This is a genomic window from Cohnella fermenti (assembly GCF_004801405.1).
GTDB classification, from domain to species: Bacteria; Bacillota; Bacilli; order Paenibacillales; family Paenibacillaceae; genus Cohnella; species Cohnella fermenti.
The window spans coordinates 102,480-127,571 of the sequence record NZ_SSOB01000009.1 but is presented as its reverse complement, the minus strand read 5'-3'; the positions used below and the strand labels follow the sequence as shown (position 1 = coordinate 127,571).

At 58.1% G+C, this 25,092-nt stretch carries 28 protein-coding genes; all 28 read left to right on the top strand.

Annotated elements, in window-relative coordinates; translation table 11 throughout:
- Positions 1-2: 2 nt before the first annotated feature.
- On the top strand, positions 3-1,448 hold the full coding sequence (gene hslU / locus E6C55_RS09175; protein ID WP_136369554.1) for an ATP-dependent protease ATPase subunit HslU: 1,446 nt from the start codon (positions 3-5) through the stop codon (positions 1,446-1,448).
- Positions 1,449-1,484: 36 nt separating this feature from the next.
- Positions 1,485-2,249 (top strand): GTP-sensing pleiotropic transcriptional regulator CodY, encoded by a 765-nt coding sequence (gene codY, locus E6C55_RS09170; protein ID WP_136369481.1) that lies wholly within the window; start codon positions 1,485-1,487, stop codon positions 2,247-2,249.
- Positions 2,250-2,520: 271 nt separating this feature from the next.
- A complete protein-coding gene (gene flgB, locus E6C55_RS09165; RefSeq protein ID WP_136369553.1) occupies positions 2,521-2,934 on the top strand; it encodes a flagellar basal body rod protein FlgB in 414 nt (137 codons plus the stop codon).
- 145 nt (positions 2,935-3,079) lie between these two features.
- Complete coding sequence (gene flgC, locus E6C55_RS09160; RefSeq protein WP_136369480.1) at positions 3,080-3,523, top strand: flagellar basal body rod protein FlgC; 444 nt, start codon at positions 3,080-3,082, stop codon at positions 3,521-3,523.
- A 51-nt stretch (positions 3,524-3,574) separates the two neighbouring features.
- Positions 3,575-3,898, top strand: coding sequence for a flagellar hook-basal body complex protein FliE (fliE, locus tag E6C55_RS09155; RefSeq protein ID WP_136369479.1), 324 nt, complete (start codon positions 3,575-3,577; stop codon positions 3,896-3,898).
- Between the two features lie 44 nt (positions 3,899-3,942).
- Positions 3,943-5,517 carry a flagellar basal-body MS-ring/collar protein FliF gene (gene fliF / locus E6C55_RS09150; protein ID WP_136369478.1) on the top strand — a complete coding sequence of 525 codons (1,575 nt, stop codon included), beginning with the start codon at positions 3,943-3,945 and terminating at the stop codon, positions 5,515-5,517.
- A gap of 20 nt (positions 5,518-5,537) precedes the next feature.
- Positions 5,538-6,551: a flagellar motor switch protein FliG gene (fliG, locus tag E6C55_RS09145; protein ID WP_136369552.1), complete on the top strand. Its 1,014-nt coding sequence runs from the start codon at positions 5,538-5,540 to the stop codon at positions 6,549-6,551.
- A 142-nt stretch (positions 6,552-6,693) separates the two neighbouring features.
- Positions 6,694-7,386 carry a FliH/SctL family protein gene (locus tag E6C55_RS09140; protein WP_230986615.1) on the top strand — a complete coding sequence of 231 codons (693 nt, stop codon included), beginning with the start codon at positions 6,694-6,696 and terminating at the stop codon, positions 7,384-7,386.
- Positions 7,370-8,692: a flagellar protein export ATPase FliI gene (gene fliI / locus E6C55_RS09135; protein ID WP_136369476.1), complete on the top strand. Its 1,323-nt coding sequence runs from the start codon at positions 7,370-7,372 to the stop codon at positions 8,690-8,692. The genes E6C55_RS09140 and fliI overlap by 17 nt, the downstream gene beginning before the upstream one ends.
- 13 nt (positions 8,693-8,705) lie before the next feature.
- A complete protein-coding gene (gene fliJ / locus E6C55_RS09130; protein WP_136369475.1) occupies positions 8,706-9,152 on the top strand; it encodes a flagellar export protein FliJ in 447 nt (148 codons plus the stop codon).
- Positions 9,153-9,198: 46 nt separating this feature from the next.
- Positions 9,199-10,116, top strand: a complete 918-nt coding sequence (locus E6C55_RS09125) for a MotE family protein (RefSeq protein ID WP_136369474.1) — start codon at positions 9,199-9,201, stop codon at positions 10,114-10,116.
- 107 nt (positions 10,117-10,223) lie between these two features.
- Entirely contained in the window at positions 10,224-11,651 is a 1,428-nt protein-coding gene (locus E6C55_RS09120; RefSeq protein WP_168735547.1) for a flagellar hook-length control protein FliK, read from the top strand.
- A 25-nt stretch (positions 11,652-11,676) separates the two neighbouring features.
- A complete protein-coding gene (locus tag E6C55_RS09115; RefSeq protein WP_136369472.1) occupies positions 11,677-12,180 on the top strand; it encodes a flagellar hook capping FlgD N-terminal domain-containing protein in 504 nt (167 codons plus the stop codon).
- Positions 12,173-12,574, top strand: a complete 402-nt coding sequence (locus E6C55_RS09110; RefSeq protein WP_230986614.1) for a TIGR02530 family flagellar biosynthesis protein — start codon at positions 12,173-12,175, stop codon at positions 12,572-12,574. The genes E6C55_RS09115 and E6C55_RS09110 overlap by 8 nt, the downstream gene beginning before the upstream one ends.
- Positions 12,575-12,719: 145 nt before the next feature.
- On the top strand, positions 12,720-13,544 hold the full coding sequence (gene flgG, locus E6C55_RS09105) for a flagellar basal body rod protein FlgG (RefSeq protein ID WP_136369471.1): 825 nt from the start codon (positions 12,720-12,722) through the stop codon (positions 13,542-13,544).
- Positions 13,545-13,599: 55 nt separating this feature from the next.
- Complete coding sequence (locus tag E6C55_RS09100; RefSeq protein WP_136369470.1) at positions 13,600-13,833, top strand: flagellar FlbD family protein; 234 nt, start codon at positions 13,600-13,602, stop codon at positions 13,831-13,833.
- The gene (locus E6C55_RS09095; protein WP_136369469.1) at positions 13,830-14,318 is read left to right on the top strand and encodes a flagellar basal body-associated FliL family protein; all 489 of its coding nucleotides are present in this window, start codon (positions 13,830-13,832) and stop codon (positions 14,316-14,318) included. Before E6C55_RS09100 ends, E6C55_RS09095 begins: the two co-directional genes overlap by 4 nt.
- Before the next feature lie 73 nt (positions 14,319-14,391).
- On the top strand, positions 14,392-15,393 hold the full coding sequence (gene fliM, locus E6C55_RS09090) for a flagellar motor switch protein FliM (RefSeq protein WP_136369468.1): 1,002 nt from the start codon (positions 14,392-14,394) through the stop codon (positions 15,391-15,393).
- Positions 15,383-16,621, top strand: a complete 1,239-nt coding sequence (fliY, locus tag E6C55_RS09085) for a flagellar motor switch phosphatase FliY (RefSeq protein ID WP_136369467.1) — start codon at positions 15,383-15,385, stop codon at positions 16,619-16,621. Before fliM ends, fliY begins: the two co-directional genes overlap by 11 nt.
- Before the next feature lie 21 nt (positions 16,622-16,642).
- Entirely contained in the window at positions 16,643-17,005 is a 363-nt protein-coding gene (locus E6C55_RS09080; protein ID WP_136369466.1) for a response regulator, read from the top strand.
- 4 nt (positions 17,006-17,009) lie between these two features.
- Positions 17,010-17,558 carry a flagellar biosynthetic protein FliO gene (locus E6C55_RS09075; protein WP_136369465.1) on the top strand — a complete coding sequence of 183 codons (549 nt, stop codon included), beginning with the start codon at positions 17,010-17,012 and terminating at the stop codon, positions 17,556-17,558.
- Positions 17,559-18,314 (top strand): flagellar type III secretion system pore protein FliP, encoded by a 756-nt coding sequence (gene fliP / locus E6C55_RS09070; RefSeq protein ID WP_136369464.1) that lies wholly within the window; start codon positions 17,559-17,561, stop codon positions 18,312-18,314. It abuts the gene before it with no gap.
- 37 nt (positions 18,315-18,351) lie between these two features.
- The gene (gene fliQ, locus E6C55_RS09065) at positions 18,352-18,621 is read left to right on the top strand and encodes a flagellar biosynthesis protein FliQ (protein WP_136369463.1); all 270 of its coding nucleotides are present in this window, start codon (positions 18,352-18,354) and stop codon (positions 18,619-18,621) included.
- A 6-nt stretch (positions 18,622-18,627) separates the two neighbouring features.
- Positions 18,628-19,407, top strand: a complete 780-nt coding sequence (gene fliR / locus E6C55_RS09060) for a flagellar biosynthetic protein FliR (RefSeq protein WP_136369462.1) — start codon at positions 18,628-18,630, stop codon at positions 19,405-19,407.
- Between the two features lie 34 nt (positions 19,408-19,441).
- Entirely contained in the window at positions 19,442-20,551 is a 1,110-nt protein-coding gene (gene flhB, locus E6C55_RS09055; protein ID WP_136369461.1) for a flagellar biosynthesis protein FlhB, read from the top strand.
- A gap of 60 nt (positions 20,552-20,611) precedes the next feature.
- Positions 20,612-22,645, top strand: a complete 2,034-nt coding sequence (flhA, locus tag E6C55_RS09050; protein ID WP_136369460.1) for a flagellar biosynthesis protein FlhA — start codon at positions 20,612-20,614, stop codon at positions 22,643-22,645.
- Positions 22,642-24,156, top strand: coding sequence for a flagellar biosynthesis protein FlhF (gene flhF, locus E6C55_RS09045; RefSeq protein WP_136369459.1), 1,515 nt, complete (start codon positions 22,642-22,644; stop codon positions 24,154-24,156). The genes flhA and flhF overlap by 4 nt, the downstream gene beginning before the upstream one ends.
- On the top strand, positions 24,149-25,012 hold the full coding sequence (locus E6C55_RS09040; protein WP_136369458.1) for a MinD/ParA family protein: 864 nt from the start codon (positions 24,149-24,151) through the stop codon (positions 25,010-25,012). The genes flhF and E6C55_RS09040 overlap by 8 nt, the downstream gene beginning before the upstream one ends.
- Positions 25,013-25,092 lie beyond the last annotated feature (80 nt).

Below are 25,092 nucleotides of genomic sequence, written 5' to 3'. Positions count from 1 at the left end.
TGATGAACGATTCATTGAAGAAGGATGCGGGGAAGGATGCGGGCAGAGATTCGTGGAATGATTCGTGGACTCCCCGCCAGATCGTTGCAGAGCTCGATAAGTATATCGTCGGACAGAAGCCGGCGAAGAGATCCGTCGCTGTCGCGTTGCGGAACCGGTATCGCCGCAGCAAGCTGCCGGAGGCGATGCGGGACGAGGTCGTGCCGAAGAACATTCTGATGATCGGGCCGACGGGCGTCGGCAAGACGGAGATTGCCCGCAGGCTCGCGAAGCTGGTGCAAGCCCCGTTCGTCAAGCTGGAGGCGACCAAGTTCACCGAGGTCGGCTATGTGGGCCGAGACGTCGAGTCGATGGTACGCGATCTCGTCGAGACGGCGATCCGCATGGTGAAGGAGGAGCGCACGGAGAAGGTGCGCGACAAGGCGGAGGAGGCTGCCAACGAGCGGCTGGCGGCGCTGCTCGTGCCGTCTTCCTCGAAGCAGAAGCCGCAGCGCAATCCGTTCGAGATGCTGTTCGGCGGAGGGCAGAACCAGCAGGCGGCCGACGAGCCGGAGCCGGTCGATCCGTCCCTGCAGACGAAGCGCGCGGATACGCTTGCCAAGCTGAAGGCCGGCACCCTCGAGAACGAGATCGTCGAGATCGAGGTCGACGATACGACGCCGACGATGCTCGATATGCTCGGCGGGCCGGGGCAGGACCAGATGGGCAATATGCAGGAGATGCTGAGCCAATTCATGCCGAAGCGGCGCAAGAAGCGCAAGCTGTCCGTCAAGGAGGCGCGCAAGGCGCTTATCGTGGAGGAAGCGGGCAAGCTGATCGACATGGACGACGTGATCTCCGAGTCCGTAGCGCGAGCCGAGCAGTCCGGAATTATTTTCATCGACGAGATCGACAAGATCGCCAGCAACGGCAGGGGGCAAGGGCCTGATGTGTCCCGCGAAGGGGTGCAGAGAGACATTCTGCCGATTGTCGAGGGATCGACGGTGGTGACGAAGTACGGCCCCGTCAAGACCGATTACGTGCTGTTCGTCGCGGCTGGTGCGTTCCACGTATCGAAGCCTTCGGACCTTATCCCCGAGCTTCAGGGACGTTTCCCGATCCGGGTCGAATTATCCAGCTTGACGGATGACGATTTTGTGCGTATTCTTACGGAACCGGAGAATGCGCTGACGAAGCAGTATGCCGCGTTGCTGGCGACGGAGGGGGTCGAGATCGAATTTACCGATGCCGCGATCGTCGAGCTGGCGCGAATGGCCCAGGACGTGAACCGCAACACCGAGAACATCGGCGCACGCCGACTTCATACACTGCTCGAGAAGCTGCTCGAGGATTTGAGCTTCGAGGCGCCGGAGCTGCAGCTCACGCAGCTATCGATTACGCCGGAATATGTGAGAGATAAACTGTCCAGCATTGCCAGCGATCGCGATTTGAGCCAATATATTTTGTAGCGGCAGCGGGCGGTTACGTAGGAGGATATCGTTAACATGAGTTTGCTTTCTAAGATCAGAACGCTGAACGGCCTGCTTCAGGAGGCGGCAGGCAAGCCGCTCAACTTCCGAGTGATGGCGGAAGCGCTGCGGGGAACGCTCGGAGGCGGTGTGTTTGTCGTCAGCCGCCGCGGCAAGATTCTGGGGGCGGCGCAAGCCGCTTCCTTCGCGGAAGCGTGGCTGCGCCAGAATTCGGCGGACGAGCTCCGTTTTCCGGGGGAGACGAACGAACTATTTTTACGAATTACGTCCACAGCCTCGAACGAAGCGCCGGAGAAGGCGCTGAGCCCTGTAGAATCCGCATTTTCCGGGCAGAAAGTAACGATCGTGCCGATTATCGGCGGAGGAGATCGAATTGGGACTATAGTCCTATCTCGTGAAGAGGAAGTCGGGGATGATGAACTCATTCTAGCGGAATACGGGTCGACGATTATCGGGATGGAGATTCTTCGCGAGAGGGCGGAGGAGCGGGAGGTCGAAGCAAGGAGCAAAGCCGTCGTAACGATTGCGGTCAATTCCTTGTCGTTCAGCGAGCTTGAAGCCGTCGACCACATCTTCGAAGAGCTGGAAGGCAAAGAAGGGCTGCTCATCGCGTCCAAGATCGCCGACCGCGCCGGCATTACCCGCTCGGTCATCGTAAACGCGCTGCGCAAGCTGGAGAGCGCCGGGGTTATCGACACTCGTTCTCTTGGGATGAAGGGCACCTATATTCGCATTCTCAACGACAAATTGCTTCAGGAACTGGAGTCCCGCAAGGCATAGTCCGATTGGAAATAGTTTCCCGTTCAAAAGTCCGATCTTGGAAACAAGATAGGGCTTTTTTCTTATTGTCACTTTTTGGCCGATATCGGATGATTGATCTTAGAAATTTTTAATCTGCCAGGAATCGACTCGAATTGTGACGATTTGAAAAAAGATGTCGAACAGGCAGGATTATGCGCAATGGTTGTTGAATAATGGAATGTTGAATGTTTCATTTATGCAGCCGATGGGTACTTTAAAAGACTTAAAAATGGAAAAGGGGCGGTACGTGGTGGATTTGTTAGGCGGAGCGTCGTTCCAGAGGCTGGAAGGCGCCATAAAAGCCGCTTCGTTGCGACAGCAGGTCATCGCCAATAATGTGGCTAACGTGGATACTCCCAACTTCAAACGGTCGGACGTCGTCTTCGAGGAACTGCTGGAGCAGGCGATGAATTCGCAGGGCATAGGCTCCTTCGCAGGCACGCGTACGGACGAGAGGCATCTGGTTATCGGCAGCTCGCAGAGCGCGATCCCTTCTTCTAAAGTGGTGACGGACGAGAGCACGATATTCAACAACAGCAAAAACAATGTCGACATCGACAAAGAGATGTCGCTGATCGCAGAGAACCAGCTTCGCTACAATCTGTTCGTTCAGCAGATCAGCCACGAAGTCACGATGATGCGAACGGCGATCAAGGGCACCTGATAAAGCGCCGGATTAAAGGCCGATCGATTCGGAAGCCCCGTTCGGTAGCTTTAAAATGTCGATATGTCGATATGTCGATAGATTCAAGCCATCGATAGATTCAAGCCATCGATAGATTCAAGCCATAAGGAGGCAACCCAACTCTATGAAGCTAAGCGGATTTGATACGAGCGCGTCCGCATTGACGGCTCAGCGGCTTCGCATGGATGTTATCTCCTCCAACATCGCGAACGCCGAGACGACGAGAGCAAGCTACGTGAACGGCGAATTCGTGCCGTATCGCCGCAAGGAAGTCGTGTTCGAGCCGGATCAGCCGAGCTTCTCCGACATTCTGAACGGCAAGCTGGATTCCGGCACTTCGGCCGGCGTCCGGGTAACGGAGATTCGCGAGGATTCGACACCGTTTAAGCAAGTCTACAATCCGACTCATCCGGATGCGGACGCGGACGGCATGGTCAGCATGCCGAATGTCGACATCTTGAAGGAGATGGTCGACATGATCTCGGCCACCCGCTCCTATGAGGCTAACGTCACCGCGCTTAATGCCAGCAAGGCCATGTTCATGAAGTCCTTGGAGCTCGGCAAGTAAGCCTTCCGACCGAACCTCGACCGAACCTATTGAATGCGAGGAGGAAAAAGTATGATAAGTATACCTTCTTTATCGGCAATTCAGCCGGCAATTTCAAGTGTTTCCGCAAATTCGAATATTTCCGCGAATGCGAAGACTACGACTCCTGCGGAGGCGACCGAGAGCTTCGCGAATTTCCTTCAGCAAGCGCTCGACAGCGTCGCCGCGCAAGAGCAGAACGTACATACTGTCAACGATCAGTTCATCATCGGCCAGGCCGATGTAAACGACGTGCTGATTGCCGCGTCCCGGGCGGAGCTCAGCCTCGACTTGACCTCACAGGTTCGGAACAAGGTTATCGAAGCTTATCAGGAAATTATGCGGATAACCATCTAATCGCAGATCTACGATGCAGCAAAGTTCGCAAGTGAGGTGGAATCGTGAGCGAGAAGTTGGCCCGTATGCGGGATAAAGCTAAGGGCTTCTGGAATCAGTACAGCAAGAAACAAAAGTGGGTATTGGCCGCTTCGGCCGGACTTCTCATTATTGTCATTATCCTTCTGACCGTCTTGTTCACCCGAACGGAGTATGAACTGGCCTTCCAGGATCTGGACTCGACCGATTCGCAGGCGATCATGGAGTACCTCGACAGCAGCGGCATTCCGTACAAGCTTCAGAACGGAGGCACGAGCATCTCGGTCCCGAGCGCCGACGCCGCGAAGGTCAAGGTGGCCGTGGGCTCTCAAGGTCTCGTGCAGAACGGTTCGATCGGCTTCTCGGAGCTGAGCAAGAATGCCTCCTCGATCGGCACGACCGATCAGGAATTCAACGTGAAGTACCGCAACGCGCTGAACGGCGAGGTGCAGCAACTGCTGCTCGGCATGCAGGGGATTCAGCGGGCGAAGGTTCTGATCAACCTTCCCGAGGAGAGCGTGTTCCTGAACGACTCGGACAAGGAGCGGGCTTCCGCTTCCGTGCAGTTGACGTTCAAGCCGAGCTTCCGGCCCAAGCAGGAAGAGATCGACAGCTACTTCAATCTCGTGAAGACGGCCGTTCCCAATCTGAGCGTCGACGACATCACGATCACGAGCCAGACGAGCCAATTGACTCCGTCCGCCGAGATCGGAGGAAGCAGCGCCGTAAGCGGGACGCTGCTGGATCAGCAATTCGAGATTCAACGCAAGTTCGAGAACGGCATCAAGACGAAGATCGAGCAATTCCTGTCGACGATGGTCGGCATGGACAAGATGGTCGTCAGCGTAGTCTCGTCGCTTAACTTCGACCAGAAGACCCAGCAGGAATCGCTGGTGAAGCCGCTGGACAACAACGACAATAAAGGAATTATCATCAGCGAGGAAAATACGGCCGAGTCGTACACCGGTTCGGACGGCTCCACGGGCGGTGTTGCGGGAGTCGGCGATACCGATATTGCGAATTATCCGTCGACAAGCGGCTCTACGGGGTCCTCTTCCGAGAAAACCCAGTCGATGACGAACTATGAGCCGAGCCGGGTTACGGTGAACACGACGTTCGCTCCGTACCAGGTCAAGGATCTGTCGATCAGCGTTGCCGTCGACTCGGAAGGAATGACCGAGGAGAAGCAGCAGTCGATTCAGCAGAAGCTCGTTAACGACGTCAGAACGCTGCTGGCGGATTCGGGCCAGACCTTGTCGGACGAAGATCTCGCCAAGCGGGTATCCGTCATCTCGGAATCGTTCTCCGTCGCGGACGTCGGTTCGGGCGGTCTGTCGGTCTCATCCTCTTCGCTTGCGATCGCGGCGATTGTCGCCCTGGCGCTGCTCGGAGGCGGAGGCTACCTGCTCTATCGCCGTCGCCAGAAGGCGAAGGAGGAGCAAGAGCTCGCGGTTGCGGATCTGCCGAGAGTGGAGACGCCGACGATCGATATCGACAGCGTCACGAACGAGAACCAGGTGCGCAAGCAGTTGGAAGGATTGGCCAAGCGCAAGCCGGACGAGTTCGTCAATCTGCTACGGACGTGGCTTGTGGATGAATAGAGGTGTCATTGGTGGCTAAGATGGGTTCGGGCAATTATCAATTAAGCGGCCGCCAGAAAGCAGCGATTCTGCTGATCACGCTGGGGCCGGACGTATCCGCTCAAATCTTTAAGCACCTGCGGGACGACGAGATCGAGCAGTTGACGCTGGAGATCGCCAACGTTCGCAAGGTCGACAGCGGGGAGAAGGACGCCATTCTGGCGGAGTTCCACCAGATCTGTCTCGCGCAGGAATTTATCTCGCAGGGCGGCATCTCTTACGCGAAGGAGATTCTCGAGAAGGCGCTCGGGTCGCAGAAGGCATCGGATATTCTGCATCGCCTGACGGCTACGCTGCAGGTTCGCCCGTTCGACTTCGCCCGCAAGGCGGAGCCGACTCAGATTCTGAACTTTATCCAGAACGAGAACCCTCAGACGATCGCTTTGGTTCTGTCCTACTTGCAGCCGGATCAATCGTCCGCCGTGCTCTCTTCGCTGCCGCAGGACAAGCAGGCGGACGTGGCGCGAAGAATCGCTTTGATGGACAGCACGTCTCCGGAGGTTATCGCTCAAGTGGAGAGAGTGCTCGAGCAGAAGCTCTCCTCGACGGTCACGCAGGATTACACGAACGCAGGCGGCATCGAGGCGATCGTTCAGATTCTGAACGGCGTCGACCGCGGAACAGAGCGCACGATTCTCGATTCGCTCGAGATTCAGGACCCGGAGCTTGCGGAAGAGATCAAGAAGCGGATGTTCGTCTTCGAGGACATCGTCAACCTGGACAATCGTTCGATTCAACGGATCATTCGCGATATCGAGAACGCCGACCTTCAGCTCGCCCTCAAGGTGGCCAGCGACGAAGTTCGCGAAGCGATCTTCCGGAACATGTCCAAGCGCATGGCGGATACGTTCAAGGAAGAGATGGAATACATGGGGCCCGTTCGGCTGCGCGACGTGGAGGAAGCGCAGACTCGCATCGTAGCGACGATTCGCAGGCTCGAAGAAGCGGGCGAGATCATCATCGCTCGCGGCGGAGGAGACGATATTATTGTCTAATTTAATAAAATCCTCCCATGTGATCTCAATCGAGGACCTAAAGCGAATCGAACAGCTTCGGCTCGCGACCAAACCGCGAAATATTTCGGATTCCGCCGGCGAAGGCGAAGGAATATCCTCGGCGGATGTCGAAACACAAACAATGAAGGAAAGAATTCTGCAGGACGCCCAGCAAGTCGCCGAAGACATTCTGGCTGCGGCCCGCGAGGAAGCGGAGAGCGTCCGGTCGCAGGCGCAGCGGGAAGCCGAAGAGTGGTGGCAGGGGCGCCGCCAGGAGGACGAACAGATCGTCGAAGAGGCAAGGCGGCACGGCTACGAGGAAGGCTTCCGCCAAGGCAGCGAGCAAGCCGAGCGGCAGATGCGCGAGCGATGGGCGCAGGAGCTCGAGGAAGCGGCTTCGATTGTCAAGCAAGCGTACTTGACGAAGGAGAGCATCATCTCGGACGCAGAGCTGTTCCTCGTTGAGCTTAGCGGCAAGATTGCCGAGAAGGTGATCGCTTCGAAGCTCGAGGAGAAGCCCGAGCTGACGCTTGAGCTCATTGCCAGAGCGCTCGCAAGACGCAAGGAGCAGGGGGTCATCACTTTGTGCGTCGCCCCTTCCCAGTTCGCCTTCGTGCAAGCCGCGAAGGACGAGCTTGCGCTCGGAATCGACTCGCAGGCCGAGCTTCAGATCATTCCCGACCCGACGGTCGGGGAAGGCGGGTGCATCGTTCGCTCCTCCTTCGGCAGCATCGACGCGAGGATCGACACGCAGCTCGCCGCCATTCGTCAGGAACTGTTGCGAATTGCCGCTCATCCGGCCGAGGAGAGGAACGCCGATGTCCAGACTTCTTGATGCGTCCCGCTACGAGGAAGCGCTCGGGCACATCGATCCGATTCGCGTTAACGGCAAGGTCACCCAGATTATCGGACTGACGGTCGAATCCGAAGGTCCGGACGCCAGCATCGGCGATGTGTGCACGATTCATCCCCATAAGGGCGGCCCGCCGATTCTGGCGGAGGTTGTCGGCTTCAAGGACAATCGCGTTCTGCTCATGCCGCTTGGCGATCTGCACTCGGTCGGCCCCGGCTGCGACGTCGTCACGACGGGCAGGCCGCTCACCGTTCAAGTCGGCTCCGAGCTGCTCGGCAAGGTGCTCGACGGCTTGGGCAGGCCGCTGGACGGCTCGGCGCTTCCGGCCAGATTGCCTCATTACTCGACGCACAACTCGCCGGGCAATCCGCTGAGTCGGCCAAGGGTTGTCGAACCGCTTGGAACGGGAGTGCGATGCATCGATGGGCTGCTGACGGTCGGCCAAGGGCAGCGGATGGGCATCTTCGCCGGCTCCGGTGTCGGCAAGAGTACGCTGCTCGGCATGGTGGCGCGCAACACGTCGGCGGATGTCAACGTGATCGCGCTGATCGGAGAGCGCGGCCGCGAGGTGCTCGAGTTCATTGAACGGGATCTCGGGCCCGAAGGGCTGGCCCGTTCGGTTGTCGTCGTGGCGACCTCCGACCAGCCGGCGCTTATTCGAATCAAGGGAGCCCTGATCGCAACGTCCATCGCCGAGTACTTCCGGGATCGCGGGCTCAACGTCATGATGATGATGGATTCCGTCACCCGGTACGCCATGGCGCTTCGCGAGGTCGGTCTGGCGATCGGAGAGCCGCCGGCGACGCGGGGTTATACGCCTTCGGTGTTCGCGGCTCTGCCGAAGCTGCTGGAGAGAGCGGGGACCGGCCGAACCGGTTCGATCACCGCGTTCTATACCGTTCTCGTAGATGGCGACGACATGAACGAACCGATCGCGGACGCCGTGCGCGGCATATTGGACGGGCACATCGTGCTCAGCCGGCAGCTCGCGCATAAGGGCCACTATCCGGCAATCGACGTCTTGGCCAGCATCAGCCGGGTCATGAAGGACATCGTCTCCGAGGACCAGCAGGATTCCGCCGAACAATTGAAGAGGTTGCTGTCCGTCTATAAGGATTCGGAGGATCTCATCAATATCGGGGCGTATCAGCGGGGAACGAATTCGGAGATCGACAAGTCGATCCAGTTCATACAGACGATCAACTCTTATACGAGGCAGAAGACAAGCGAGAAGGTGACGCTTCGGGAAGCCCAGGAGAGACTGATCATCGACTTCTACAAGAGATGAGGCGTGAGAGACGATGAGATTCCATTATCCGCTTCAGAAGATAGTCGATCTTAAGGGCAGCGAGAAAGCGATGGCGGAATGGGAATACGCGGCCGCTCTCGGCAAGGTCAAGACCGAGGAAGAGACGCTTGCTTCGCTAACGGGGGATCTGGAGCAGATGGCGCGCGCGCTGGCGGAACAGACGAAGCGCCCGACCTCCTTGTTCGAGATCCAGCGAATGCAGGAGTATATCGGCTGGCTCGAGGGGCGGATTCGCCAGCAGCGCGAAGGCGTGCGCAAGGCGAAGGAAGCGGCCCGGCTCCGCCAGGCGAAGCTCGCCGACCGAATGGTGGACGAGAAGGTATGGCTGAACGCCCGCGATCGGGCGAAGACGGCGTTCGACCTTCAGACGCTTGCGGAGGAGCAGAATTCCCTGGACGAGATGGCGGTCATGAGGGCGGCTGCCTCGGCGAGAAGATAAGCAATTCATCAGGTTCGGCATCCACACAGAGAAGGAGGGGGAGTTCGTGTCGAATGCTAACGCGGAGAGGGAAGGATATTCCGGCTTCGAGCGGTTCCTCTTTTTCCTGACTCCCATCTTGTTCACAGCCGTTCTGCTAGGCGTATTGTTGTTCCTGTTCAATAGCGAGTTGAGGGACTCCGCCCTGAAGGTAGGCAATAAGATCCCGGTGCTCGGTTCGATCCTGCCGGAACCGTCGCAACCGGCTCAAACGGAAGTCAGCGAAGAAGAATTAACGGCAAGCAGCGCCATGAAGAAGATCGAAGAGCTGAACGCGCAACTGGTCAGCGAACAGGCGGAGCTGCAGCAGGAGAAGGACAAGACGGCGCAGAGCGAGCAGACGATCGCTTCGCTTAAGAGCCAGATCGAGTCTCTGAACAAGCAAGCCGAAGAGAACACGATCTCTGCCGGCGAGTACGATTCGAAGATCTCGTCTCTCGCCGAGATGTACGGCAAGATGGTGCCGGGCAAAGCGGCTCCGATTCTGGAGAGCATGACGCTCGAGGAAGCGTCCCTCATCCTTGGCGCGATGTCGGACACGCAGCGGGTTCGAATTCTTGAGAAGATGACGCCCAAGGTTGCGGCCGAGGTTACGAGCCGGATCAAGGATGCGGACAGCGCGGAGAATGAGCAGATCGCGGCGCTGCAAGCCCGGATCAAGGAATTGGAGTCGGCCAATTCCGACACTTCCATTCTGGATACGGCGGAATTGAAGAATACGTTCGCCGCGATGGCGCCTGCCAGCGCAGCGGAGATTCTGTACGAGATGGCGAAGACGAATCAGGCGAAGGCGCTGCGCATTCTCGGAGCGCTGACCGATTCCTCGCGATCGCAGGTTCTGGCGGCCATGGCGAACCTGGACGACGATAACGCGAAGAAGAAGACGGCCGATCTGGTCAGCAAGCTGATGCCTGCGAATCCGTAGTCTCCGCACCGTAATCGCAATCTCGCAATCGCCAACGCAGTCTCGCCAAGACGGTCGGAACTTGAACGGTCGACACTTGCCATTCCTGAATGAAAGGAGGTGAGAACATGAACATGATCGTTACGAATACGGCTCCGCTTCTGGCGACCGTGACGAACCAAGGAGCAAACGGCAAGTCGGCTTCTTCCGAATCGAATGCCTTCGCCGGAGCGCTTGTGCAGGCGATCGGCGGCCAGACGACAACGGAACCGTCCTCCGGAAGCCCGGTTCTTCCGACAAGCCTCGCGGCGTTCCTCGGGCAGCTCGGGATCGAAGAGACGGAGGACGGGCAGGAAGATTCTCTGTTGGCGGCGCTGGCCGAATGGCTGGGGAAGCTTGCAGACTCGTCGGAAGAGGACTTGTCCTCCGAGGATGGGCAGGAGAAGCTGAGCGATCTGCTCGCGGCGCTTCAGGCACTGCTGCTGCAGACGGCGGCTCCCGTTTACTTGTCGGCGGAAGCTTCGACGGGCGAGGATGCGGCTTCGCTTGCGACCTCGGCCGAGACGGAGGGAGGGCAAGACGCAGGCGCGCTGCTCCTGCTTCAAGGGCTGGCCGACGCGCTGAAGAACAACGACGGCAAGGTGGACGCCAAACAGCTTGCGAGCATCGCCGACCAGTTGAAGCAGCTTATCGCAAGCGGCAATGCGAGCACAGCGGCAAGCGCCTCCGGCGTCAATGCGCAAGCGAGCCAAGCCGTCGAGCCTACCCGCGTCGGCATGCTGCCTATCTATGCGGTGTCGGGAGCCTTGCAGCAAGCAAGCGCGCAGGCTGCCCAGCAGTCATCCGCCGTCGACGTCCGCAAGCCCGCCTCGTTCAAGGAGCCGGTGCTGATCTGGAACCTTATTCAAGGGACGCAGCCGACGGATCGAGAAGCGGATGCGAGTGTCGTTCAAGCGGCGGGAGAGAGCTCGTCCGCCGATGACAGCCAGACCTCTCTGGCCTGGATGCTGCAGTCTCAAGACGCGGCAACGCGGAATTCGGACACGGCTGCGGCCGGCGCGAAGCCTGCGCTTCCCGCACAGGTGCCGGTACAGCAGTTCAGCCAGCAGATCGGCAATTACTTGGTAAGGCAATTCGTGCTGAGCGGCGGCAACGGCATTACGGAAGCGAGAATTACGCTTACCCCCGAGCATCTCGGCCAAGTGGATGTTCGCCTGTCGATGCAGGACGGTCAATTGACCGCGCAATTCCTGACGCATTCCGGCACCGCGAAGGACCTGATCGAGAATCAGATGGGGCTGCTCCGCAGCGCCTTGCAGAATCAGGGCATCCAAGTCGAGAAGATCGAAGTCGTCCAACAGCCGTATGAAGCATCGGAATCGGCTTCCTTCCTGGGAGACCAGGATCGCGGATCGAATCCGGATGCGAGAGAGCGTCGCGCCGACCAGCGTCTGGACGACGGCAACCAAGATACGATCTCCTTCGAGGACGAGTTGGAGAGAACGACTCTGATCCGGGAAGCCGGCTTCGGAGGCGCCATTAACACGACGGCGTAACGGCAGGGCAGGGGAGGTGAGAGGGATGGCAAGCAGCTACAGCGCGGTGAATTGGCCGTATTATTCGTCCGAGAACGTGCAGCGGGCGACGAAGCAGTCGACGTCTTCGACGACGGACTCTTCCTCAACCTTGGGCAAGGACGAATTCCTGAAGATTCTTATCACCCAGTTGCAGAACCAAGATCCGATGCAGCCGATGGAAGACAAGGAATTCATCTCCCAGATGGCCCAGTTCTCGGCTCTGGAACAGACGATGAATATGGCGAACCAGATCGCGGCGCTCCGGAACGCACCGGGAATGCTCGCGAACACGCTCGGCATGAACGTGACCTGGAGCGAGACCGACAGCACAGGCAAGACGGTCGAACGGTCCGGCGTCGTCGACTCCATCGTGACGAGGAGCGGAACGGCTTACGCCAAGGTCGGCGCTGCGGAGGTCAAGATCGAGGACATTACGTCAATCTCGTATCCGGCGGCCGAGGAAGCCGGGGAAGCGGACGGAAGCGCGGAGGTGAGCGCGGGTGAGTGATCGAATGCTGGTCGGTCATCTGGCCGCATCGCGGCCGGGGCCCGTACAAGGCAGACGAACTTATCCTGCATCATCGGATGGCGGAACAGCGGCGGTAAGTGAGTCGGAGAAGTCGTTCCGAACGCTGCTTGAGGAAGCACGGCTGAAGTTCAGCCATCATGCGGCACAGAGGCTCGAACAGAGAGGAATTCGGTTCCAGCCGGAACAGCTCGATCGGATCGCAAGCGCGATCGATCAAGCGGAAGCCAAGGGAGCCAAAGATTCGCTCGTTCTGTACCGGGATGTCGCGATGATTGTCAATGTGCCGAATCGAACCGTCGTCACCGCCTTGGACGGGACGTCGATGAGAGAGCACGTGTTTACCCAGATCGACAGCGCGGTCGTCGTCGGTTAGACGATCGGGCGGGAAGCAAGAGTGGATCAAGAGCAAGAGTGGATAGAGAGCAAGATGGGGCTGGACCTCATAAGGGGGCCCCGGCACCGCGGACCGATTGAAGCGGCTGCCGACACGATATTGACCTTGGGAGGTAGATGGCAGCATGTTGCGTTCGTTGTATTCCGGTGTATCCGGCATGCGAGGGTTCCAGACGAAGTTAGACGTCATCGGCAACAACATCGCGAACGTGAACACGACAGGCTTCAAAGCGAGTCGGGTCATGTTCAAGGACATCTTGAGCCAATCGATGTCCGGCGTTACGGCTCCGGTGGAAGGCGAGCAGGGCGGCGTGAACGCGAAGCAGGTCGGCCTCGGCGTCACAGTGGCCGCGATCGATACGGTTCATACGGCAGGCAGCGCGCAGACGACCAACGTCGCGACCGACCTGAGGATCGACGGCGACGGATTCTTCGTTGTCAGTCCGACCGGAGATGCGGAGGGCGGGTACCTGACGCGCGCGGGCAACTTTACGCTTGACTCGCTCGGTTATCTCGTCAATGCGGACGGGATGTACGTACTCTCGACCGACGGAGAAGCCATTCAGATCGATACGGAGACCGTTACGGCGTTCTCCATCTCGCAGGACGGCAGCATTCTTCCGGTCGATGCCGATGGGAACACCGGCGACGCGATCGCGCAGATCGGCGTAGCCAAGGTCGTTAACCCGGCCGGTCTCGAGAAGGTCGGCGGCAACTTGTACCGGATGACGCCGAATGCGAATCCGGAAGGCGAACTGACGATCTCGGCCGCAAGCGACGAGGAAGTCGGGACCGGCGCCATCATCTCCGGTCAGCTCGAGATGTCCAACGTCGACCTGACGAACGAATTCACGGAGATGATCGTCGCGCAACGCGGATTCCAAGCCAATTCCCGTATTATTACGACTTCGGACTCCATTCTGGAAGAAGTCGTCAACCTGAAACGGTAATTGAAGGATCGCCAAGGAGGCCAAGCGCCTCCTTCGGCGGCACGGGAGGACTCCAATGATCGGCCTGACTCGATTAAACGGTACGAAATTTTACGTCAACGCGTTACTGATCGAAACGATAGAAGAAACACCGGATACGATCATCACCCTTACGAACGGCAAGAAACTCCTGGTATTGGAAAATTCTTCGGATGTGATCAGATCCATCCGGCACTATCTTCGCAGCATCGGCGTGCTGGCGGCGGTCGCTTCCCCTGCCAGCTCGCAATCGGAGGGAGCAACGTCATGAAAAAAATGTTACCTTGGCTCGTTTCACTGCTCCTGGCGATCACGTTAATCGTCATCGTCGGATTATATTCGTGGTCTACTCTGTTCGGAGATTCGGCTTCCGGATCGAAGGATCCGGAGAAGCAGGCTCAGGAAAGCGTCAAGGACGTCTCCGCCCAACCGATGTCTGCCGATGAGATGATCAAGGTCACATCCGAATTGAATGATATTAAGACGAATATTGCGGATACGGAATACGTCGTCATCCTCGGTCTGGCCATCCAGCTCGACAGCGAGCATGCGAAGGAAGAATTCGAGAAGGTCAAGAGTCTCCAGATCAAGCCGATCGTCAACCGCGCGCTGTGGTCGTTGACGCCGGAGGAGCTGAGCGGATCGGATGGGAAGGATCGGCTCGTAGCTTCCTTGATCAATGCGATCAATCCCGTTCTGGCGGACGGCAAAGTAACAAATATCGGCATAACGAACTTCATCATGACGCAGATCTAGCTTCGATGCAGATTTGGCTTCGTCATGAAGGGATCACATTCGCGAGCTTACCTTCGGAAAGGGGGGAGTAAAATTGGTTGACGTTCTGTCGCAAAATGAGATAGATGCGCTGCTGGCGGCGTTGTCCTCCGGCGAGATGGACGCCGAGGAGCTGAAGAAGGAAGAAGCGCAGAAGAAGGTTCGCGCCTACGACTTCAAGCGAGCCGTACGATTCTCCAAAGACCACATCCGCAGCTTGACCCGTATTCACGAGAACTTCGCTCGTTTTCTGACAACCTATTTTTCGGCTCAGTTGCGAACGTTCGTTCAGATCAATGTCGTCCAGGTTGAACAGTTGCCTTACGACGAATTCATCCGTTCTATTCCCAAGATGACGATTCTGAACATCTTCGAGGCGGAGCCGCTCGAAGGCCGAATGGTTCTCGAAGTTCACCCGAACGTTGCCTTCGCGATGCTCGACCGTCTTCTTGGCGGGGCCGGTTCGGCTCCGAGCAAGATCGGGAGTCTGACGGAGATTGAGAACATCATTATGGAGAAGATTTTCAGCCGGGCGCTGGAATCCCTTCAGGAAGCTTGGAAGACGATCGTGGATATCGAACCGCGGCTGGAAGCGCTGGAGACGAATCCTCAGTTCATGCAGATCGTATCGCCCAACGAGACGATCGCTCTGATCTCGCTAAGCACGAAGATCGGGGATACGACCGGAATGATCAACCTGTGTATTCCGCACGTTGTCATCGAGCCGATTATGTCCAAGCTGTCCGTCCATCACTGGTTCGTCTCGCAGAAGAAGATCCGGGCGCCGGAAGAGGTTAATCTGCTCGAGCATCGGGTCAGCAAGGCGAAGCTGTCGATTGTCGCCGAGCTCGGCTCGTCCATGATCTCCGTTCAAGAGTTCCTGAGCCTTGGAGTCGGGGATGTCATTACCCTGCAGAAGGAGACGAACGAGGGACTCGAGATCAAGGTCGGTGACAAGCTGAAGTACATCGGAAGCCCAGGGACGGTGCGCGACAAAATGGCCGTTCAGATCGTAGAGATTGTCAGCGAGGGAGTGGAAGATTTCAATGACGAGTAAAGATTACCTATCCCAGGAAGAGATAGACGCCCTGCTGAGACAATCGTCCTCCTCCGACGAGCCTGCCGAGAGTTCGGCCGGCAAGCCGGCGACGATTGACGATTATCTGACTCCGCTTGAGCAGGATGCGCTCGGAGAGATCGGCAACATTACGTTCGGAAGCGCGGCGACGGCTCTGTCCACGCTGCTTGGCAAGAAGGTCGACATCACGACCCCGAAGGTATCGATGATCTCGAGAGATCAGTTCGTAAGCGAGTTCCCGAAGCCGCACGTGGCGGTGCACGTTCACTATGTGGACGGGTTCGAAGGGATCAATTCGCTCGTCATCAAGTCGGTCGATGCGCAGATCATTGCCGATCTTATGCTTGGCGGCGACGGGCATGTGACGAATGAAGAGTTGAACGAGATACATATTAGCGCCGTCCAAGAAGCGATGAATCAGATGATGGGCTCCTCCGCGACGTCCATGTCGACGATCTTTAATCGCTTCGTCAATATCTCTCCTCCGGGAGTAGACATCATGGACGTCAAGGAGAATTCGGGAACCTCGAATCTCCCGAAGGAGGACATCTTCGTCAAGGTGTCGTTCCGGCTGAAGATCGGTGATCTGATCGATTCCACGATTATGCAGTTGCTCACGGTGCCTTTCTCGAAGGAACTGGTCGCTTCGCTGATTGGCACAACGGATATGGCGGTGCCGCCGACGCCTGCGGCGCAAGCTCCTGCCGCTTCCGCGCCGACGCCGCCGCAGGCGCCGGCAGCGCCAGCACCCACGCCGCCTCCGGCTGCCGCGGCCCAACCGCCGGCCGGCAACTACGGGGTGCCGCCCGCAGCTCCGCCTTATGCGTATCCGGAGCCGCAGCCGCATCATCCGCAGACGCTTGGGGCGCCCGGCGTGAACCGGAATGTCAACGTGCAGCCGGTGCAATTCTCCAACTTCCAGCAAGGAGGATTCGCGCAGACCGACGAGAGCAATCTCGGCCTGCTGATGGACATTCCGCTTAAGGTAACGGTCGAGCTCGGACGGACGAAGAAGCAGATCAAGGAGATTCTGGAGCTCTCTCAAGGCTCCATCATCGAACTTGACAAGCTGGCCGGCGAACCCGTCGATATTCTTGTGAACAACAAGCTGATCGCCAAAGGAGAGGTTGTCGTCATCGACGAGAACTTCGGCGTGCGGGTAACCGACATCGTCAGCCAATGGGATCGCGTTCAAAAAATACAATAACCTTCCTGGGAGGAACTTAAAATGGCAAACCGTATTCTTATCGTTGACGATGCTGCATTCATGCGCATGATGATTCGCGACATTCTGACAAAAAACGGCTATGAGGTAGTAGGAGAAGCGCAAGACGGAGCACAGGCCATCGAGAAGTTCAAGGAGTTGTCTCCCGATCTGATCACGATGGACATCACGATGCCGGAGATGGACGGAATCGCCGCTCTGAAGGAGATCCGCAAGATGGATGCCGGCGCCAAGGTCATCATGTGCTCGGCAATGGGACAGCAAGCGATGGTTATCGATGCGATTCAAGCGGGCGCGAAGGACTTCATCGTGAAGCCGTTCCAGGCCGATCGCGTTATCGAAGCGATCAAGAAGACGCTTGGCTGATTCCGTGAGAAATCCGGCAACGGCTTTTTTGGCTTCGGAGAACGATTTCGCCGACGTTACAGGGCTCGACATGCTGCGAATCCTGCTTGTGCTGGCTTTGATCGTCGGTCTTATTGTGTTCCTGCTAAGATATATCGGCAAGAAAAACCGGGGTTGGTGGAGCAATCGATCCCTTCGTTCGCTGGGCGGCGTCGCCGTCGGGACGAACAAGTCGCTTCAGATCGTCGAGTGGAACGGCCGCATCTACGTGCTCGGGGTGGGGGAGAACGTCACCTTGCTGGAGGTCATCGCGGACGAGGCGACGGTGACGGCGCTCCTCGCCGAGTACGAGTCGACCGGCGCGTCGGCGGAAGCGTCGATTCCCGCGTGGCTTAAGCGATTGGGCAACCGCAACTCCCCGAAGTCGCCGCGAAGCGAGGACATCGGGGAGCAGGCGGGGGAGATGAGCTTCGAACAGACGCTGGAGGCTCGCATGCGCGGGCTCTCCGAACGTCGTCAGAAGGTCGACCAATTGTTGGGCAAGGAGCGTGCCGAAGATCGGACGGATGAATAAATGAACAAAAAACTACTAGCCAGCTTGCTCGGTATGCTCCCGGTCTTGCTTCTGTTCGGGACGGCGGCATTCGCTTCGGACCCGATCGTCAGCATCGATATCGGAGCCGGAGGAGAGAACGGAACGGTCGGAGCTTCCTCCCTGAGCTTGCTGCTGATGATTACGATCCTCAGCCTGGCGCCTGCCATTCTGGTCTTGATGACCTGCTTCACCCGCATCGTCATCGTGCTGGGCTTCGTTCGAACGTCGCTCGGAACGCAGCAGATGCCGCCCAATCAGGTACTGATCGGTCTCGCTCTCTTCATGACGCTGTTCGTGATGTCGCCTACGCTGTCGCAAGTGAACGAGCAGGCGTTGCAGCCTTACATGGACGGGGAGATCTCCCAGACGGAAGCATTGTCCAAGGCTGCGGTGCCGATGAAGGAATTCATGTACAAGCAGACGCGGGAGAAAGACCTGCTTCTGTTCATGAATTACACGAAGACCGAGAAGCCGCAGACGTATCAGGACATCCCGCTGACGGTGCTTGTTCCCGCCTATGCCATGAGCGAGCTGAAGACGGCGTTCCAGATGGGCTTCATGATCTTCATTCCCTTCCTGGTGATCGATATGGTCGTGGCCAGTACGCTGATGGCGATGGGGATGATGATGCTGCCGCCGGTCATGATCTCCCTGCCGTTCAAGATTCTGCTGTTCGTCTTGGTCGACGGTTGGTACCTGGTTGTCAAGTCGCTGTTGACCAGCTTCCAGACGTGAGATTGGCTAACGCATTCGGAACGAAGGGGGGAGCTTGATGAGCTCGGAGTTTATTATCGGCTTGGCCGGCAGAGCCATGTATATCATTCTGATGGTCAGCGCGCCGATGCTCGGCTTAGGCCTGCTCGTCGGCCTGCTCGTCAGCATCTTCCAGGCGACGACGCAGATCCACGAGCAGACGCTCGCCTTCATCCCCAAGATTATCGCGGTATTCGTCGCTTTGCTCGTATTCGGCCCGTGGATTCTTAACCAGTTGGTTGACTTCACGACGAATCTGCTCGGCAACTTGGCGAAGTACATTGGATGACGGCGGATGGAACTGATCACTCAATACTTGCCGGCATTCCTGCTCGTCTTCTGCCGCATTATATCGTTTATGGTCGTGGCTCCGATCTTCTCGACGAAGACGGTGCCCGCCATACTCAAGATCGGATTGTCCTTCTTTATCTCTTATATCGTCTTTATGCAGGTAGGATTTAACGATCGCGTCGTCGCGGACGGCAATTTTATTTATTCGATCGTCAAGGAAGTGCTGGCCGGGCTGATTATCGGCTATGTCTGTTACTTGTTCTTCGCGGTCGTGCAGGCGTCCGGCGGCCTGATGGACATGCAGATGGGCCTCAGCATGGCGAATATCGTCGACCCGATCACAGGGGTGTCCGCTCCGCTCATGGGGAACTTCAAGAACATGCTGCTTATTCTGGTGTTCCTCTCGCTCAACGGCCATCACTACCTGATTACCGCGCTGATGAGCAGCTACGATTGGCTGCCTCTGGACAACCGCTTGCTCGGTCTTATCGCCGGCGGCTCGCTTACCGAGTTCCTGGCGCGAACGTTCGCGGACACATTCCTGCTCGCGCTCCAGATCTCGGCTCCGCTTGTCGTGGCGATGTTCTTGCTGGATCTGTCCCTTGCGCTGCTCACGAGAGCCGCTCCGCAGTTCCAGGTGTTCGTCATCGGCATTCCGATCAAGATTATGCTCGGACTTGCGATCATCATCCTGATTCTTCCGGGGTTCGGGACGCTGTTCCAGATGATCTTCGATCGAATGTTCGCGGCGCTTGAGCAGTTGTTCGTCATCTTTAAGTCTTGAGCCAAGGAACGAAGCGGCGGAGGAGGTCGAATCGATGAAGCCGGCAACGGATTCCCGCTATCTTCTGCCCATGAATCTGCAAGTGTTCGCGGGAGAGAAGACCGAGAAGGCGACGCCGAAGAAGAGGAACGACGCCCGCCGGAAGGGGCAGGTATCGCAGAGTCAGGAGATTAGCAATTCGCTGCAATTGATCGTGAGCGTCAGCCTCTTCATGGTGCTCGGGTCCTTCTTCTGGAATCGGATCGTCGCGATGTTCGGGGAGATCTTCCTACACAGGCTATCGATGGACGTCACTCCCGGCAACGTTCTCACGCTGTTCGGCCAATACGCGATTCAGATGCTCATCTTCCTGTCGCCGATCTTCATCGGGGCGATCGTGGTCGGATTCGCGGCCCACTACTTCCAAGTCGGCTGGCTCTTCACGACGGAGCCGCTGAAGTTCAAGCTTAAGCCGCTTAATCCGATCAACGGGTTCAAACGATTGTTCAGCATGCGGGCGCTGGTGGAGCTTGCGAAGAGCGTGCTGAAGCTGCTGGCCATCTCACTTATCGTTTATTTGGTCCTCTGGTCGGAGAGGGATCGGGTGATGGCGCTCGCGTACGTGCCGATCGAAGATATATTCGCCTTCGCGGGCAGCCTGACGACCCGGTTGGGCATGCTCGTTGCCATCACGCTGTTCCTTATTGCAATCGGCGATTATTACTACCAGAACTATTCCTACGAGAAGAGCTTGCGGATGAGCAAGCAGGACATCAAGGACGAATTCAAGAACCAGGAAGGCGACCCCAAGGTCAAAGCGAAGATCAGGGAGAAGCAGCGCCGCATGGCGATCATGCGGATGATGCAGGAGGTGCCGAACGCCGACGTCATCATCACGAACCCGACTCACTTCGCGGTCGCGCTTCAATACGATCAGACGAAGATGGATGCGCCCAAGGTCATTGCCAAAGGGCAGGATTACCTGGCGCTGCGGATTCGGGAGATCGCCAAGAAGCACGACGTCACAATTATGGAAAACAAACCTTTGGCCCGCGCCTTGTACGAACGGGCAGAAGTCGGACAAGCGATTCCGCCCGATCTGTTCCAGGCCGTCGCCGAGGTATTGGCATATATCTATCGTTTAAAAGGCAGGCGCAAGGCGTAAGGAGTCCGGCTTGGCACGCAGCGGAACTACCCGCAGGAACACGGAAAGGGAGGGAACGTCTTGAAGGTTCGGGACATTAGCATACTCGTCGGCGTCATAGGCATTGTCCTGATGATGGTCGTCCCTATTCCCAAAGAGCTGCTCGACATTCTTCTTATTATCAATATCTCCGCCGCGATCATGATTCTGCTTATCTCGATGAATACGCAGGACGCCCTTCAATTCTCGATATTCCCGACATTGCTGCTGATCACGACGCTTTTCCGCCTGGCGCTGAACATCTCGACGACCCGTTTGATCCTGTCGGAAGCCGAGGCGGGGAAGGTCGTTCACACGTTCGGGGAATTCGTGGCCGGGGGAGAGCTCGCGATCGGCTTTGTTGTCTTCCTCATTCTTGTCGTTGTGCAGTTCATCGTCATTACGAAGGGTGCGGAACGCGTATCCGAAGTCGCGGCGAGATTCACCCTCGACGCGATGCCCGGCAAGCAGATGAGCATCGACGCCGACCTCAACGCGGGGCTCATCAATGAGCAGCAAGCGAAGGATCGCCGGGAGAAAATCGAGAAAGAAGCGGATTTCTACGGGGCGATGGACGGAGCGAGCAAGTTCGTCAAAGGGGACGCGATTGCCAGCATCATCATCGTTGCGATCAACCTGATCGCCGGCATTATCGTCGGCATGGTCATTCACGGAATGTCGGCGACGGACTCGCTCAATACATATTCGATCCTTACGATCGGCGACGGACTCGTCAGCCAGATTCCGGCGCTGCTCATCAGCACCGCGACAGGCATCATCGTTACCCGCGCCGCATCGGACGGTAATCTCGCCCAGGATCTGATTCAGCAGGTTCTCCGGTTCCCGAAGCTTCTCTACATCGTAGCGGGCACGATCGCCCTGCTCGGCATCTTCACGCCGATCGGACCGCTGGCGACGTTCCCGATCGCCGCCGTGTTCATCTTCGCGGCTTACCGTCTCCAGAGGAGCGCGGATCGCAAGCAGAAGGAAGAGGATCTGCTCGTGGAGGAGAAGGAGATCGAGGAGGTGCGCAGCCCGGAGAGCGTCATCAGCTTGCTCCAGGTCGACCCGATCGAATTCGAATTCGGCTACGGCCTGATTCCTCTGGCGGATACGCAGCAGGGGGGAGACTTGCTTGACCGGATTATTATGATCAGGCGTCAGTGCGCGCTGGAGATGGGGCTAATCGTCCCGGTTATCCGAATTCGCGACAATATTCAACTTAAACCGAACGAATATATTATCAAAATGAAAGGAAATTTGGTAGCTCGCGGCGAATTATTGCTTAACCACTATTTGGCGATGAGCCCAGGCTATGACGACGATTCGGTAACGGGCATCGAGACGAAGGAGCCCGCGTTCGGATTGCCGGCGCTCTGGATCGACGAATCGACCAAGGAGCGCGCCGAGATGGCGGGCTACACGGTGGTGGACCCGCCTTCCGTCGTTGCGACCCATCTGACGGAAGTGATCAAGAAGCATGCGCATGAGCTGCTCGGCCGTCAGGAGACGAAGTCGCTTATCGACAGCGTCAAGGAGAGCTACCCGACGCTTATCGAGGATCTGATTCCTTCGACCTTGTCGATCGGGGACGTGCAGAAGGTGCTCTCCAAGCTGCTCAAGGAGAAGATCTCGATTCGGGATCTCGTCACGATCTTCGAGACGCTTGCCGACTACGGCAAGTATACGAAGGACCCCGACGTGCTGACCGAGTACGTAAGGCAAGCGCTGTCTCGCCAGATTACGCTGCAATATGCAAGCCCGAACGAACCGCTTAAGGTCATCACGGTCAGCCCGACGGTGGAGAAGAAGATCTCCGATTCCGTGCAGCAATCCGACCAGGGCAGTTATCTTGCGCTCGATCCTCCATCTACGCAGGCGATCTACTCCAGATTGTCGGAGCAGGTGAACCGGGTGCTCCAACTGGGGCAGCAGCCGATCATTCTGACATCGCCGACCATTCGCATGTACATGCGGCAGATGCTGGAGCGCAGCTTGCAGGATATCCCGGTCATCTCGTACAGCGAGCTGGAACCGAACATTGAAGTGCAAAGCGTCGGGGTGGTGAACGCATGAAGGTTAAACGATATGTCGTCCAGGACTTGCCGGAGGCCGTGCAGAAGATTCGCGCGGAGCTCGGATCGGATGCCGTTATTCTCAATACCAAGGAAATCCGCATCGGCGGATTTCTTGGCATGTTCCGCAAGAAGCGCGTAGAAGTATTCGCCGCGATCGACGAGCAGTCGGCCCGGTCGAATCCGGCGGCAGCCGCCGCCCGCGCGCTGCGGCCGCAAGCCCAGCTCCAGCCGCGAGCCGTTCCTCCGACCGCCTCGGCTCCCCCTTCGCCGTCGTCGGCAGACTCGCCCCTGACGGCCGGAGCGGGAATTCCGGACGAGCCGGGTTCCTTCCTTCCACCCCAAGCGGTGAGGAGCCGGTACAGCCAAGGGAATGCGCCGAGGAGCGCGGCGCCGGTGGCGACGTTGGAGCCGGCGCCGACGGCCGAAGCATCGGCCGCGAAGGCGGCGAGCGCGGTCAGGCCGCCAGCGGCGGAGGGATCCTCGCAAGGAGCGGCCGAAGCCGCCCTGGAGCTGATCGCGGGCATGTCCGCCGGCAGGAGGCCGAGCGCCGAAGAGAGGGGCGCGCCTCCTCCTCCGGTTCGCGGCGAGCCTTGGGCAGCGGAGCGGCAGGAGAGGGGCAGAATCGTGGAAGACGAGACCGCCCAGCTTCTGCAGGAGCTTCGCGCCATGAAGGAAATGATGAAGGAGATGAACCGCCAGCAGTCGTTCCGGATCATTCCCGAACCTGTCATGAAGCTGGCGAAGACGCTTGCGGAACAGGGAGTCGAGCCGTATCTGGTCGAGCGGTTCGCGGAGACCGTCATGGAGCGGGTTGAAGGCGGCGATGCGGACGATGCCGGCCGAGTCTACGAGGCGGCAAGCGGCGTGCTGAGAGAGTGGCTCCTTCCGTCGATCGGACAAGGCATCTCGGCGAATACGCGGATCGTGAACTTCGTCGGTCCGACCGGCGTCGGCAAGACGACGACGATCGCGAAGCTGGCTGCCGATCAGGCATTCGTTCACCGCAGAGCCGTCGGCTTCATCACCGCGGACACGTACCGGATCGCGGCTGTCGATCAGCTTCGGACGTATGCGGAGATTCTGAACATTCCGCTCGAGGTGGTGTTCTCCTCTTCGGAGCTTCCGAAGGCGTATCGCAAGCTTGAGGATCGCGACCTGATCTTCATGGATACGGCAGGGCGCAACTACCGCAACGAGCTGTTCGTCTCCGAGGTGAATGCGCTGCTGTCTCCGGGAGAGCAGTCCGAGAGCATCCTCGTTCTCAGCCTTACCCATAAATACCAAGATATGAAGCAGGTGGCGGCCCAGTTCGCGAAGTACGGAGTGAAGCGGCTTCTGTTCACCAAGATGGACGAGACGGACTCCTTCGGCTCGATCCTGAACCTGGTTCAGGCGTTCGACTACGAGATCTCCTACCTGACATGCGGTCAGACCGTGCCCGACGATATCCGCAACTTCGACCCCGAGGATATGATCCGACGGTTGCTGGGAGAGTTGCGGAATGAATGACCAAGCGGAGGCGCTGCGCAATCTCGTATCCATCCGGGAGCAGCTAAGCACGCCCAAGGCGACCCGCATCATCACGGTGACGAGCGGGAAGGGCGGGGTCGGCAAGTCGAACTTCAGCCTGAACTTCGCACTCTCGTTGCAGCGCAGAGGCTTCAGCGTTCTGCTGTTCGATGCGGACATCGGAATGGCGAACATCGACGTGCTGCTCGGGACGCCCGCCGAATACAATCTGTTCCATCTGCTCAAGCGGGAGAAGACGATCTGGGACATCGTCCAGACCGGCCCCGGAGGGCTCAAGTTCATCGCGGGAGGCTCCGGCTTCAAGGACCTCATTCGGCTCAGCGAAGAGGAGCTCGAGTACTTCGCGGACCAGATTGGCAAGCTTCACGGCCACTTCGACTTCCTGCTCTTCGACACGGGAGCCGGGCTGTCGAAGGAGACGCTCCGCTTCATCACGGCGGCCGAGGAGACGATCGTTATTACGACGCCCGAACCGACCTCGATCACGGACGCTTACGCCCTGATCAAGATGGTCAAGACGATGGGACACGAGGTGCAGTTCCGGCTGGTGGTGAATCGGGTCGCCGACGAGAAGGAAGGCCGTCAGACCGCGAACAACATTCAACAGGTGGCAAGCAAGTATTTGAATTTGGAACTGCCGCTGCTCGGCTTCGTGCCGGACGACAGCCACGTCATGAAGGCGGTCAAGCGTCAGAGCGCGCTGTTCCTCTCTTACCCGGACAGCCAGGCGAATCGGGGCATCGAACGGATCGCCTCCGCTTATCTCGCGGAGGAGAAGGCGGAGGGCGGCGGCGCGAAGGGCTTCCTGCAGCGTATGCGGCGTCTATGGAAGTAATCGGCGAGTTGTGAACCGGAATGGCGAAAGGCCGGCATTGCGAGTTGATCGAAGCATCACATCACAGGAGAGAGAGGGGT